General features: G+C 34.9%; 13 protein-coding genes and 1 pseudogene. 10 read left to right on the forward strand and 4 right to left on the reverse strand.

What is annotated here, in order from left to right:
- The 5 genes and pseudogenes from dnaN to SAGCYANO_RS36750 all read left to right on the forward strand — a co-directional run.
- A partial coding sequence (gene dnaN / locus SAGCYANO_RS36730; RefSeq protein ID WP_202224551.1) for a DNA polymerase III subunit beta occupies positions 1-725 on the forward strand: 725 nt, incomplete at its 5' end.
- 619 nt (positions 726-1,344) lie between these two features.
- On the forward strand, positions 1,345-1,602 hold the full coding sequence (locus SAGCYANO_RS36735; RefSeq protein WP_202224552.1) for an AbrB/MazE/SpoVT family DNA-binding domain-containing protein: 258 nt from the start codon (positions 1,345-1,347) through the stop codon (positions 1,600-1,602).
- 170 nt (positions 1,603-1,772) lie between these two features.
- Positions 1,773-1,985: pseudogene (locus tag SAGCYANO_RS36740) on the forward strand (type II toxin-antitoxin system VapC family toxin); the annotation flags it as partial.
- On the forward strand, positions 1,986-2,192 hold the full coding sequence (locus SAGCYANO_RS36745) for a hypothetical protein (RefSeq protein WP_202224554.1): 207 nt from the start codon (positions 1,986-1,988) through the stop codon (positions 2,190-2,192). It abuts the pseudogene before it with no gap.
- Between the two features lie 262 nt (positions 2,193-2,454).
- Complete coding sequence (locus tag SAGCYANO_RS36750; protein WP_202224555.1) at positions 2,455-3,015, forward strand: Uma2 family endonuclease; 561 nt, start codon at positions 2,455-2,457, stop codon at positions 3,013-3,015.
- A gap of 675 nt (positions 3,016-3,690) precedes the next feature.
- Here SAGCYANO_RS36750 and SAGCYANO_RS36760 read toward each other — a convergent pair.
- From SAGCYANO_RS36760 to SAGCYANO_RS36770, 3 genes are read right to left on the reverse strand one after another with little or no spacing between them, the layout of a single operon-like run.
- Complete coding sequence (locus tag SAGCYANO_RS36760; RefSeq protein WP_375340055.1) at positions 3,691-5,235, reverse strand: RNA-guided endonuclease TnpB family protein; 1,545 nt, start codon at positions 5,233-5,235, stop codon at positions 3,691-3,693.
- Positions 5,175-6,095 (reverse strand): RNA-guided endonuclease InsQ/TnpB family protein, encoded by a 921-nt coding sequence (locus SAGCYANO_RS36765; RefSeq protein WP_375340056.1) that lies wholly within the window; start codon positions 6,093-6,095, stop codon positions 5,175-5,177. The genes SAGCYANO_RS36760 and SAGCYANO_RS36765 overlap by 61 nt, the downstream gene beginning before the upstream one ends.
- A 43-nt stretch (positions 6,096-6,138) precedes the next feature.
- Entirely contained in the window at positions 6,139-6,321 is a 183-nt protein-coding gene (locus SAGCYANO_RS36770) for a hypothetical protein (protein ID WP_202224557.1), read from the reverse strand.
- A gap of 215 nt (positions 6,322-6,536) precedes the next feature.
- Here SAGCYANO_RS36770 and SAGCYANO_RS49700 point away from each other — a divergent pair, with 215 nt between their 5' ends.
- The 5 genes from SAGCYANO_RS49700 to SAGCYANO_RS36790 all read left to right on the forward strand — a co-directional run bounded on the left by SAGCYANO_RS49700 (position 6,537) and on the right by SAGCYANO_RS36790 (position 13,755).
- Positions 6,537-7,094 (forward strand): hypothetical protein, encoded by a 558-nt coding sequence (locus tag SAGCYANO_RS49700; RefSeq protein WP_307786283.1) that lies wholly within the window; start codon positions 6,537-6,539, stop codon positions 7,092-7,094.
- 65 nt (positions 7,095-7,159) lie between these two features.
- Positions 7,160-7,813, forward strand: a complete 654-nt coding sequence (locus SAGCYANO_RS49705; protein ID WP_307786284.1) for a hypothetical protein — start codon at positions 7,160-7,162, stop codon at positions 7,811-7,813.
- 34 nt (positions 7,814-7,847) lie between these two features.
- Positions 7,848-12,191, forward strand: coding sequence for a tetratricopeptide repeat protein (locus SAGCYANO_RS36780; protein ID WP_202224558.1), 4,344 nt, complete (start codon positions 7,848-7,850; stop codon positions 12,189-12,191).
- Between the two features lie 19 nt (positions 12,192-12,210).
- Positions 12,211-12,405, forward strand: a complete 195-nt coding sequence (locus tag SAGCYANO_RS36785) for a hypothetical protein (RefSeq protein ID WP_202224559.1) — start codon at positions 12,211-12,213, stop codon at positions 12,403-12,405.
- A gap of 261 nt (positions 12,406-12,666) precedes the next feature.
- Complete coding sequence (locus SAGCYANO_RS36790) at positions 12,667-13,755, forward strand: ATP-binding protein (protein WP_375340057.1); 1,089 nt, start codon at positions 12,667-12,669, stop codon at positions 13,753-13,755.
- A 177-nt stretch (positions 13,756-13,932) separates the two neighbouring features.
- Here SAGCYANO_RS36790 and SAGCYANO_RS36795 read toward each other — a convergent pair whose 3' ends face one another.
- Entirely contained in the window at positions 13,933-14,097 is a 165-nt protein-coding gene (locus SAGCYANO_RS36795; protein WP_202224560.1) for a hypothetical protein, read from the reverse strand.
- Positions 14,098-14,383 lie beyond the last annotated feature (286 nt).

The raw sequence follows: 14,383 nt of genomic DNA on the forward strand, positions 1-14,383 counted from the left end.
CTTTGTTTGCCACGAGTCCTGATGAAACAAAACAAGTTTTAACAGGGGTACATTTAAAGGTACAAAAAGATGGTTTGGAATTTGCAGCAACTGATGGTCATAGATTAGCAATTGTTAAGACTGAAAGTGTGGCACCAGAGGGTGAGTTAGAAGTAGAAGAAATTGAGGAGTTTGAAGTAACAATTCCTGCAAAAGCTTTACGAGAAGTTGAACGAATGATTGGAATGGATCAATCATCTGAAGCTGTTGCTTTGAGATTTGATGAAGGTCAGGTAATTTTTGAGCTAGGAGAACAATGTTTAACTAGCAGAAAATTGGAGGGTCAATATCCAGCTTACGGACAATTATTACCTGATAAGTTTACTAATCAAATTAATGTAGATAGGAAAGAATTTTTAGGAGCGGTGGAAAGAATTGCTGTTTTGGCTGACCAGAAAAATAATATTTTGAAGTGTTCTATTGATAGTGTTAATCAGGAGATTTATTTGTCTGTAGATGCTCAAGATGTTGGTAGTGGTAGAGAGTCTATGGCAGCACAAATTTCTGCTGATGAGCCGAATGAAATTGCTTTTAATGTTAAGTATTTGATTGAAGGTTTGAAGGCTATTCCTTCAGCTTCGGAGATTTCTATTCAGTTAAATACTGCTACAAGTCCGGTGGTTTTAAATCCATTGGGTGGGGTGAAAATGACTTATTTAATTATGCCTGTTCAGTTGAGAAATTAGTTGCTTCAAGTGATTTTTAAATCGTAAGTTGTAAGCATTTAGCCGTCAGCTATTAGCTAGCCTCCTACGGAGGAACTACGTTAACAGCTATTAATTTTGGGGAAGGTAAAAATAATTGAGAAATTGAGACAAAATGAGACAAAATAAAAATTACTGTTAAAGTTCCTTTCCTAAACCTTAGAAGTAATTGTTCATTACTAATTGCTGTTTGCGTAGCATGACCTAGGAATAGCGGACTGCTAATAGCTGTTTGCGCAGCAGTCCGCAGGAAATGCTTACCCTAAGTTTATCGTGGCAGATTGGATGATTTTATATGTCTAAATTTGCCCGATTTTTTTTAAGGGAGTATCTGCTAAATATAGTCATATTATGTAAGCATTCAGCCGTCAGCTATCAGCTATCAGCTATTTATTTTAGCTTGAAAGAAAACCTTTATTAATGAGGTGAATTGAATTTTACTATAAAAGCCGATTTTTAAAGGCTATATTCATTTAAAACCCCTCCTTAAGATTTAGATAGGGTTTGCTGTTTGCGTAGCATTCCGCAGGAAGAGCTGACCGCTAATAACTGAATGCTTACCATATTCTTCACGATGCAGATTATAGTAAATAATTACAATATGGAACAACTTACTGTCGATCAATTTGGTCGTATCGAAATCCCTGGAAAAATACGCCAACAATTAGGAATTAATAATCAAACTAAGTTATCCCTAAAAGTTGAAAATGGTCAGCTTATTCTTCAACCCTTAAAATCAGAATTAGAAACCTACTATGAAGATGGAATATTAGTTTTTAAAGCTGAACCGATAGGTAATACAGAAACAATTATTGATGAAGTGAGAACAGAAATAATTAATGAATTAACATCGTGTTAATTAATGGATAATGGATAATTGATAATTGATAATTACCTCTGGTTAAAACCGCTCTTGATTGAATATAAGGAGATATTATTTCTTTTTTTCCTCTTAAAAGGGGAGGCTTTAAACCAGAATTATTTAATTATTAATAATTAATAATTAATAATTAGGTAAAAGCTTTATTTGATACAAGTGTTTTGGTTGCTGAATTATGGACTAATCATCCTAAACATTCAGCTTGTCTTTCAAGATTAAAAAAAGTTAAATCTGGAAATTTTCAAGGAATAATTTGCACTCATACTTTAGCAGAACTCTATTCTGTTTTAACTCGCGTTCCTATAAAACCTGGTGTTTACCCACAACTTGCACAACAATTTATCGGAGAAAATTTAGGATAATTGGAAGTAATTTCTCTTTCTACTGAAGATTATCAAACTGTTATTAATAAAATGGTAACTTTAAATTTAATAGGAGGCGGAATTTACGATGCTGTAATTGCTCAAGTTGTTTTTAAAGTAGAGGTAAATTGCTTACTTACTTTAAATCCTAACCATTTCATACGTCTTGATGAAGAAGTCACAAAATTAGTAGAAGTACTGACATAAAATTTACGGCGACTTTATAATACCGATTTTCCAACTAATCCGCACTAACGCAAGTTAGTCTAGTCGGGTGTGTTTTTTGCGCTTCGCAAAGCAGAGGGTAAGGCACCATTTTAGACAATAATTCATTAAAATATATCATAACCTAATATACCCAAAAAGAAACTGGGTTTATAGCCCTAATTATTTCCCATCAGGAAATTTTCTGTATCGACCCAGTTTCTGGGTAATTTCTAATATTTGTAAACATCATTAAAAGGTAATTATGTCTGTAGAATTAAAACGGCGACAATTTACTGTTAAAGAATACGATCTAATGGTAGAAGCAGGTATTCTTAGAAACGATGACAGAGTAGAATTAATAGCAGGAGAAATTATTCAAATGGCACCTATGGGTTCGCGTCATGCTTCTTGTTTAAGACGTTTAGATAGGATTTTTAATAAACTATTGTACAGCAAAGTAATAATTGACACTCAAATTCCTATCCAGTTAAATGATGAGAGTGAACCTGAACCAGATTTAATTCTATTACAATTGCGTGATGATTTTTATGAGGAAAAACATCCCGAATCAGAGGATATATTTTTATTGGTAGAAGTCGCAGATTCAACTATTAAATATGACCGAGAAATCAAGATACCTTTATATGCTGAAAATGGAATTTCTGAGGTGTGGCTGATAGATATCAATCAACAATTAGTAGAGATTTATCGGCAAACAAAAGGGAATAGTTATCGGGATGTGCAGCAATTTTTTCGAGGAGATATTTTAACTATTGAAGCTTTTGATGATATTAATTTAACTGTCGAGCAAATTTTGGGATAATGTTTATTTTTGAAATCATATCAGTAAATTTTTCTTTTGATAAAGAAACAAGCTTAAATGTTTTGAATGTTTAAGCTTGTTTTTTTCTAACTTATACCAATTTGATAAATCTTTGTTACAAATAGTTAGGTTATTTCTTAGGAGTCAGGAGTCAGGAGTCAGGAGTCAGAATGAATGTCTTCAATAACAGTTTTGAGTTAGGATATTCTCTTTTTTTGTCAAAAAGACATCTCCTCTAAAGTCTTTATATTGCACCTATTATTCGTAACATTCTTTTTTCAAAACGGTATTACAACCCTAATTAACTTGTCAAAAATATAGCTAGGAAAGAATTGCTTAGAAAATTGACTAATGATGAATCTTAGACTAGAAAATGTTTTTCTAACTGTTCTCTATTCCCTGTTCCCTGTTCCCTGCTATATCAACAAAAGTCTTTATATTTAATCTTAGTTATGACTCGTTTTCCAGCACGATTAAACAATTATTGCTGAGGTTTCATAATCAAAACTTCTGCCATAAATTGCTTATTTTCTGTTATGCGAGAAGTGAAACCTTGTTTAGCAAATTCTACTGCTTTATCGAGGGAACCAATACCAACTATTGGTACAATTTTAATAGTTCACCAAAATATAGTCAAATATAAACAAGACATGGATTCTATTTCAAAAATCCCCTTCATTTTGGCTTTGAGAGATTAATTCTCCTTGGGTGAACTACGCACCTCTCTATCCCATAGCAGAACGCATTTGGGAATGCTTTTCTTAAGATATTATAAGAACTTAAAATATCCGACTGACAAAAGATACCCGTCTGAGTCCGGTAAAGACCTCTTGTGATTCTTTTTCCCGTAAAAGTCGGTTTTTCTTGGCTTTCCCCATAAACCGGAAGCTCATCTAAGTTGAAAAAGTTCGACTGGCTGGTGTAACTTTCTTCGGTGATGACCACTTTAATCCCCACTAATTGACATTTATAAGTCAACATGGCAATCAGACGGTTGAAAGGAATCGCTACAAACTTTTGATTGTTGACTTTTCCCATGTTGGTCTTCTGTTTCCAACCTTCATTTTTGCCAATGACTAAAGTGGTGATATTTTTCGACCGTAACAGATTCACCAGATAACGACTGGCCAGATGAAGGTAGTTCTCAACTTTCTGATTTCGACATCGAGTCAGACGTTTGATTCTCTTAGATGTTTGCCGATTTCCTTTCAATTGAGATTGGAGAATGGCTTTGCGTTTATTGTAGAATTGATTCAGGCTTTTTAAGGGTCTGCCATTTATCAACAAAGGGATAAATCCCGGTTGATTGGAAGTTACAGCCATTAAAACATTGACTCCTAAATCCACACTCACTATCCATTCATTTGGGTTTAATGTCTTTTCCGATTGCTCATAAATCACCTCAATTACATAACAGTCGCATCTCGGAACGATTCTCACCTCCGCTACTTTTTCGGACACAGATGTCGGAAACTCGATATTGGTCTTTGAGAGTCTGATTTTCCCTTGTTTTAAAGGCACTTTACTGATTGCTTGTTGGGTATATACCAATAAGTTTCTCCCTTTTTGTGGGTTTTTATATTTGGGAATTTTAGGTTTTCCCAAAAACTTACTTGCGTCTACCTTGTAGGCTTTATTGGCTTCAAAAAAGGATTTCCAGTTTTTTTCTAATCCTCGTAACACCTGTTGAGAGACTTTCGCTGGTAAGGCTTGATATTGTTCCGTCTTCTGCATTAATTTATCCATTTTGGTGTAGCTCAAATAGCCATGACCGTAGTTGACATCCTCCAGACGCTGCACTTGCGTGACAGCGCGGGATTCCTTAACATCACTGTTAGGGGCTTTCTGTTTCATAGCACCCGCCTTCCGGGATTTACTCCCTTCAGGTCTTACGGTCGCTCCACAGACTGACACTGCGAGTCCCGCAGCCAAAATGTTTATACTTGCGTTGATGTCCCTGTCATGGTGACTACTACATTCAGGGCAATCCCACTCTCTAATATTTAGAGGTAATTTTTCTACTACATGACCACAACTAGAGCAACGCTTAGAACTAGGAAAATATCTATCAATCTTGATTAATTCCCGTCCATACCATTGAGCCTTGTACTCTAATTGCCTGACTATTTCTCCCCAGCTAGCATCACTTATTGCTCTGGCTAACTTATGGTCTCTTGGTGCGCGTTCCGCAAGCGAGCTGGCGTCGTCGCGGGGTCGCACCGCTTTTTGACCATGTTTTTTACTGCCAAGTCCTCAACTACAACAGTTTGATTGTCTCTGATTAATTGAGTAGTTAGCTTATGGGTATAATCAAGCCTTGAATCTTTAATTTTTGCGTGTATCCTGGCTACTTTTAACCTAGCTTTTTGATAGTTATTTGAGGCTTTAGTTTTACGAGAAAGTGATTTTTGAGCTAACCTTAGTTTTTTGTGTAACTTATTCAAATTTTTAGGATTAGCAAATGTTTTACCATCACTTGTAGTTAATAAGCTGGTGATTCCCAAATCAATACCTAATTGTTTCAGTATTGGTTTTAACTTTAAATCTCTAGGGTCGTTAATTCTCAAAGACACAGACCATCTACCAGAGGGGTCGAGTTTCACTGTAATTGTGGTTGGTACACAGTTTTGTGGTAATTCCCTACTCCATCTAATAGGTAATGGTTCAGTACATTTAGCTAAATATACTTGACCATCTTTCCACTTAAATGCCGATCTGGTGAATTCAGCACTACCACCGTTACGCTTTTTCTTGAAGTTTGGGTATTTAGTACGCCCACTAAAAAAGTTCGTGTTTGCGCAGCATTCCGCAGGAAAAGCAGTCTGTAGATGTCTTAAACCTTGCTGCAATGGGACACTGCTGACTTCTGTAAGAAAGTCTAAATCTTCCTGTTTTTTCCAGCTCGTCAGCATAGCAGAAGTTTGCTTATACCCGACTCGCTCTTTGTTCTCATACCAAGCTTGAGTTCTAACAGCTAAAGCTTTGTTGTAGATCAGGCGTACACATCCCAAGGTTTTCCTCAACAGATTTTCCTGTTCTGGAGTTGGGTAAAACCTAAATTTGTACGCTTTTTCAACCACCTATATTATTTGCTAATTAAATTTTTACACTTTAACACATTTTCTATGAAGTATCAACATTGATTGCGATTCCCATCCCTCCGCTCCCTTGATAGGAGAGCGCGGGTCTTCTCGCAACATCTTGATAAAGACGAGAACAAAATGAAGTAATGATAGCAATTAAATCTTCCATCAATTCATCTTGTTTGTTCTCAGTATGATTGACAATCTCAACGGTTTTTCCCATCTCTTTTAACAGGAGTTCGAGGTAATTTTTCCCAAACCTTCTGGTAAATAATTTCCTCCATAATGTAACCTTATTTTAGTATAAAAATTACAAAATAGTTATCTATGTTAACTAGATAGAATTACTTTTGAAAATTTATTTTTTGGGAAGAGTTCAGATAAATCTGGGATAATTGTTGTTAAAATAACAAATAAAAAAAGGAGAGTTTTTAATAAATGGCAAATCAAAGAGAGTTATTGAAAAGATTATACAATGCTTTTAAACCTTTTGAACCTCTAAAACCTGATAGTCCAGTATATGTTGATTGTCGGGAAGTTCGAGGGGATGGAGATGTTATTACAGATTTAGCTGACAATATTGAATATTCTGATAATAATACTTGTCAACTTTATGCCGGACATCGAGGTGCGGGTAAATCAACTGAACTTTTACGACTTAAAAAATACCTAGAAGATAACGGATATTTTGTAGTTTATTTCGCTGCGGATGAAAAGGATATTAATCTAGAAGATACGGAATATGCTGATATTTTGTTGGCTTGTACGAGACATTTATTAGAACAATTAACGCAGGCTAATCCTAAACCACTATTAGATTGGTTAAAATATCGGTGGGAAGATTTAAAAGATTTAGCAACTACAGAAATATCTTTGGATAGTTTGGCAGTTGAATCACAAGTTGGTCAATATGCAAAACTTACGGCGAATCTTAGAGCTGAACCTACTTTAAGAAAAAAATTAGAGAAAGAGTTAATCCTTATACTGAAAGTTTAATTGATGGAATAAATGCTTTTATTCGTGATGCTAGAAATCAACTAGAATCTGGTGCTAAATTGGTAATGATTGCTGATAGTTTAGACCGCATTACACCAAATATTCAGCCAGATGGACGTAGTAATCACGATGAAATTTTTATTGATCGTAGTGCCCAATTAAAAGGTTTAGATTGCCATACAATTTATACGATTCCTATTTCAATGGCTTATTCTAATCAAGCTCCTAATCTGAAAGTTGAATATGATGATTCTCAAGTTTTACCGATGATTATGGTGGAGACTTTGGGAGGAGAAGCTTATGAATTAGGAGTTGCTAAAATGAGGGAAATTATTTATAGACGGCTTAAGGATGTTAAGTCAGATTTATCTTTAGAAACAGATTTATTTGAAAGTCGAGAAGTCTTGGATAGAGTTTGCTTAGTGAGTGGAGGTCATGTTCGAGATTTAATGTTTTTGATGCAAAGTGTAATTAAACGTGCTGGAGGTCAATTACCTATTTCTGCTAGAGTTGTACAAAGAGCAATTACGGAAGCAAGACTTCCTTATCAAAGGTCTGTTCAAGAAAAAGAATGGCAAGTATTGGTAGATGTTTTTCGTTCTAAAAAGGTTTTAAATAATCAGCAGCACCGTAGTTTATTATTTAATCGTTGTTTACTAGAATATACTTACTTTAATGAAAAAAAGAAAAGAAAGTTTGGTATGATGTTCACCCATTGATTAAAGGAATGGAAGAGTTTCAGGAGTTGGCGCAATGATAGGAGAAAAAATTATTTCGGAAGAGGATTTATCATTAACATTTGCAGAGGAATATCAAGTTTTAGTAGAGACTATTAGATTTACTGAAGGTTTTAGTTTATTGTTTGTGGAATGTTCCCCTGCACAGGGAACAAAAATTATGGAAAAAATTCGCCTGGATATTCCACGGGAAAGAGCGGAAGTTTTGGCTTTAGATAAGAGTGTTTATAATTTTTATAATCTAGTTAAAGAATTACCTAATCTGAAAAAGATTGATATTTTGTTTGTGACTGGTTTGGAAAATTCTCTCTATGAATATGAGGGTGAAATGAGAGAAAGAGGTTTGGATAATCAAGAGATTATTTCTATTAGTAGGAGGGGAGTTCCTCGTGTTTTAATGAATTTGAATCAGCAGCGAGAAAGGTTTAGGGATAATTTTGATATTTGCTTTGTGTTTTTATTGCCTAGATTCGCGATAGATTATCTGATTAATCGTGCGCCAGATTTTTTTGATTGGCGTTCTGGGGTGTTTCGGTTTCCTATGAATAAGGAAATTTTCGATGAGGAATTTTTAAAAGTTTCTACCAAAGAATTAGAGGATTATATAGAGCTTCCCCAGAAAGAATGTAAGGGTGAGTTGTTGAAAATTAAAGGTTTGCTTGATGAAGATTTACTTCCTGTCGGGCAAAAAGCAAATTTGTTAATCAGAAAGGCTGCTCTAGACAGAAAGTTTAAGCAAAATGAAGAAGCAATATTAACTTGTGATGAAGCTTTAAAAATAGAAGCAAATAATTACAAAGCTTGGCACAATAAAGGCAATGCTCTGTCAGATTTAGGTGAATATGAAGAGGCAATTTCTGCTTTTGATAAAGTTCTAGAAATCAAACCAGATTATCACGAAGCTTGGTACAATAAAGGCAATGCTCTGTTAGATTTAGACAGATATGAACAGGCAATTTATGCCTTTGATAAAGTTCTAGAAATCAAACCAGATTATCACGAAGCTTGGTACAATAAAGGCAATGCTCTGTTAGGTTTAGACAGATATGAACAGGCAATTTCTGCTTTTGATAAAGTTCTAGAAACCAAACCAGATTATCATGAAGCTTGGTATAATAAAGGTAATGCTCTGTTAGGTTTAGACAGATATGAACAGGCAATTTCTGCTTTTGATAAAGTTCTAGAAACCAAACCAGATTATCATGAAGCTTGGTATAATAAAGGTAATGCTCTGCGGAATTTAGGCAAATATGAAGAGGCGCTCGCTGCTTTTGAAGAGGCGCTCGCTGCTTTTGAAAAAGCTTTAAAAGAAATTGAACTAGACGACCTCAATAACTGGTACTTGAAAGACATGACTCTGTCAGATTTCAACAGATATGAAGAGGCAATTTCTGCTTCCATAAAATCTTTAAAAATTAAGTTAAAATATTTAGAAATTCAAATAAAATACTGCTCTGCATGGTTTCTTAGAGGCGTTACTCTGTCAAGTTTAGGCAGATATGAAGAGGCAATTTCTGTTTTTGATAAAGCTTTAGAAATTAAACCAGATAACTCAAATTACTGGTACTGGAAAGGCATTGCACTGAGAAAATTAGAAAGATATGAAGAGGCGATTTCTGCTTTTGATCAAGCTCTAGAAATTAAACCAGACAACAACGATGCTTGGTACTTTAAAGGCATTACACTAGAAGATATGGGCAGATATGAAGAAGCAATTTCTGCTTTTGATCAAGCTTTAGAAATTAAACCAGACAACAACGATACTTGGCTCTTTAAAGGCATTACACTGAGAAATTTAGGCAGGTACGAAGAGGCAATTTTTGCTTTTGAAAAAGTTTTAGAAATTAAACCAGACCAATACGAAGGTTGGCACAATAAAGGCTATACTCTATATCGTTTAGGCAGATATGAAGAGGCGATTTCTGCTTATGATCAAGCTCTAGAAATTAAACCAGACCAAGGCACAGGTTGGAACAATAAAGGCTACACTCTGTTATCTTTAGGCAGGTATGAAGAGGCAATTTTTGCTTATGATAAAGCTCTAGAAATTAAACCAGACCAATACCAAGCTTGGCACAATAAAGGCACTGCTCTACATAATTTAAACAGATATGAAGAGGCAATTTTTGTTTATGATAAACTTCTAGAAATTAAACCAGATAAACACTATATTTTGCACAACAAAGGCAATGCTCTCTTAGATTTAGGAAGATATGAAGAGGCAATTGTTGCTTTTGATAAAGCTTTAGAAATTAAACCAGACAATGACAATATTTGGAATAATAAAGGCAATGCTCTCTTAGATTTAGGAAGATATGAAGAGGCAATTGTTGCTTTTGATAAAGCTTTAGAAATTAAACCAGAAAACGACGATACTTGGTACTTTAAAGGTGTTACTTTGTCAAATTTAGGCAGATATAAAGAGGCAATTTATGCTTTTGATAAAGCTTTAGAGATTCAACCAGGCGACGACAATACTTGGTACTTTAAAGGCGTTACTCTGTCAAATTTAGGTAGGTATGAAGAAGCAATTTATGCTTATGATAAAGCTCTAGAAATTAAACCAGACAAATACCAAGCTTGGCACAATAAAGGCACTGCTCTGTTAGATTTAGGAAGATATGAAGAGGCAATTTTTGTTTATGATAAAGCTCTAGAAATTAAACCAGACAAATACCAAGCTTGGCACAATAAAGGCACTGCTCTGTTAGATTTAGGAAGATATGAAGAGGCAGTTGTTGCTTTTGATAAAGCTTTAGAAATTAAACCAGAAAACGACGATACTTGGTACTTTAAAGGCGTTACTCTGTCAAATTTAGGCAGATATGAAGAGGCAATTTTTGTTTATGATAAAACTCTAGAAATTAAACCAGACCAATACCAAGCTTGGCACAATAAAGGCACTGCTCTGTTAGATTTAGGCAGATATGAACAGGCAATATCTGCTTATGAAAAAGCTTTGGAAATTCAACCAGATAGCGACATTACTTGGTACTTTAAAGGCGTTACTCTGTCAAATTTAGGTAGGTACGAAGAGGCAATATATGCTTATGATAAAGCTTTAGAAATTCAACCAGACTATCACAAAGCTTGGAACAATAAAGGCAATGCTCTGTTAGATTTAGGCAGATATGAACAGGCAATTACTGCTTTTGATAAAGCTTTAGAAATTCAACCAGACTTTGACACAGCTTGGCACAATAAAGGCTATGTACTGAAAAGTTTAGGCAGATATGAACAGGCAATTACTGCTTTTGATAAAGCTTTAGAAATTGAACCAGATAACGACAATACTTGGTACTTTAAAGGCGTTACTCTGTCAGATTTAGACAAGTATGAACAGGCAATTTCTGCTTATGATCAAGCTCTAGAAATTAAACCAGACTTTGACCAAGCTTGGGACAATAAAGGCAATGCTCTGTTAGATTTAGGCAGATATGAAGAGGCAATATCTGCTTTTGATAAAGCTTTAGAAATTGAACCAGACAACTACGATGCCTGGAAAAATAAAGGTAATGCACTGTCAAACTTAGGCAGATATGAAGAGGCAAAATTTGCCTTTGATAAAGCCTTAGAAATTCAACCAAAACACTGCTATTTTTGGTGCTTTCACGGCGTTGATATGTCAAATTTAGGCAGATATATAGAGGTAATATATGCTTTTGAAAAAATTTTAGAAATTCAACCAAAAAACTATAATGCCTGGTGCTTTAAGGGAATTGCCCTGTCGCACTTAGGCAGATATGAAGAGGCAATATCTGCCTTTGATAAAGCCTTAGAAATTCAACCAAAAAACTATAATGCTTGGTACTTTAAAGGCATTACCCTGCCAAACTTAGGCAGACATGAAGAGGCAATTGCTACTTTTGATAAAGCTTTAGAAATTCAACCAGACGACCACTATGCCTGGTACTTTAAAGGCATTGCCCTGTCAAACTTAGGCAATTATAAACAGGCGATCGCTGCTTTTGATAAAGCTTTAGAAATTCAACCAGACGACCACTATGCCTGGTACTTTAAAGGCATTGCCCTGTCAAACTTAGGCAATTATAAACAGGCGATCGCTGCTTTTGATAAAGCTTTAGAAATTCAACCAGACGACCACTATGCCTGGTACTTTAAAGGCATTGCCCTGTCAGATTTAGGGAGATATGAAGAGGCAATATCTGCTTATGATCAAGCTCTAGAAATTAAACCAGATGACCACTATGCCTGGTACTTTAAAGGCATTGCACTTATAAAATTAGAAAAAGGGGAAATATCTAGTCAAGCCATAAAAAATATTCTTACTAAAATAGGGTGGTATAAATTGAAAGAAACTTTTCCTAAACTTTTGAGAATTATAGGTGTAAGAACCTGATAACGTTAGATTTATTATTATGACTAATCAAAAAATAGACATAAAAGAACTTCTAACAAACCTCCACAACTCCTTCGATCCATTTCAACCATTACCCGCAGGAGACCCTCTTTATGTTGACTGTAAAAAAGTCAGAGGAGATGGAGATGTTTTAGTAGATTTAGGCAGAAAAATTAAGCGTTCAAATAGGATGACTTGTCAACTTTATGCGTAAGCATTCAGCTATTAGCTGTCAGCTCTCAGCAACAAGACTCTCTATTATGGGACAGTGTTTAAATTAGCAACTGACTTTAAGGGCAAGGGAGCCAACTTTTGTAGTAAGACAATTAATAGAGCTTTTATCCTCAATTAAAAGCAATAGCTGATAGCTGATGGCTGACGGCTGAATGCTTACCTTTATGCTGGTCATCGAGGGGCAGGAAAATCTACAGAATTACTCAGACTTAAACAATATCTAGAATCACAGAAAATATTTGTGGTTTATTTTGCTGCGGATGAACAAGATATTGATGCGGAGGATGCGGAATATACAGATATTTTACTGGCTTGTACTCGTCATTTATTGCAAGATTTAAAAGATGTTGCTGAACCTAATTCTGTAGTTAATTGGTTAAAAGATCGTTGGCAAGAATTGAAGGATTTAGCTCTGACTGAAATTGACTTTGAGAAGGCAACTATTGATGTGAAAATATCTGCTTTTGCTAAACTAACAGCAAATTTAAGAGCAGTACCAACTCTTCGTCAGCAAATTAGGCAGAAAATTTATCCCCACACTGTTACTCTGATTAAAGTTTTAAATGAATTTATTGATGATGCTAAGAAAAATTTACCTAATGGTTGTACAGAATTAGCAGTAATAGTTGATAACTTAGACCGAATAGTGCCTGTTATTCAAGAAGATAAACGGACTAATCACGACCATATTTTTATAGACCGCTCCGAACAATTAAAAGCATTAAATTGTCACATTATTTATACAGTTCCTATTTCTATGGTCTACTCCCATAGAGCAGCAGATTTGAGAGAATTTTATACAGCTCCCCAGGTTTTACCGATGATAATGGTGCAGAAACCTGATGGTAGTAAATATGAACCAGGATTTAATAAAATTAAGGAGTTAATTATCAAGCGAGTGGAAATATTTGCTCCTAATATTTCCCTAGAAACAGACTTATTTGATAGTGAAGAAACTTTGAATCAACTCTGTATAATGAGTGGCGGTCATGTGCGGAATTTACTATTATTAATTCAGTCAGCTTTTGACTATACGGATGATTTACCTATTCCGAGAAATGCTATCCGCAGGTCAATAACAGATGCTAGAGATATTTATCGGAAAACTGTGGATGATAATCAATGGAAAAGGTTAGCTGAAGTGGCATTTTCTAGGGAAGTTCCTAATGATGATAATTACCGTAGTTTAATGTTTAATCGCTGTATTTTGGAATATTGTTATTATGATGATGAGGGAGAAAAGCGACGTTGGTATGATGTTCATCCGTTGATTAAGGGAACTCCTGAGTTTAAGAAAGCTGTTGAAAGTATTAGTCAGAAAGTTCAGTAGTATATGGAATTTTTTCTACTATTGCGTATAGGGCAATCATTAATTCATTTTCTGAAGCACCATAACTTGAGAGGTGAGTAGGGAAATTTTTCTACTATTACGTATAGAGCAATCATTAATTCATTTTCTGAAGCACCATAACTTGAGAGGTGAGTAGGGAAATTTTTCTACTATTGCTTATAGAGCAATCATTAATTCATTTTCTGAAGCACCATAACTTGAGAGGTGAATATGGGATTTCTCTTCTATTGCGTATAGAGCAATCATTAATTCATTTCCTGAAGCACCATAACTTGAGAGGTGAATATGGGATTTTTCTACTATTGCGTATAGAGCAATCATTAATTCATTTTCTGAAGCACCATAACTTGAGAGATGAATATGGAAATTTCTCTACTATTACGTATAGGGCAATCATTGATTCATTTTCTGAAGCACCATAACTTGAGAGGTGAATATGGGATTTTTCTACTATTGCTTATAGAGCAATCATTGATTCATTTTCTGAAGCACCATAACTTGAGAGGTGAGTAGGGAAATTTCTCTTCTATTGTGTATAGAGCAATCATTGATTCATTTTCTGAAGCACCATAACTTGAGAGGTGAATAGGGAAATTTCTCTACTATT

The organism is Okeania sp. KiyG1, assembly GCF_014132355.1.
In the GTDB taxonomy this organism is placed as follows: domain Bacteria; phylum Cyanobacteriota; class Cyanobacteriia; order Cyanobacteriales; family Microcoleaceae; genus Okeania.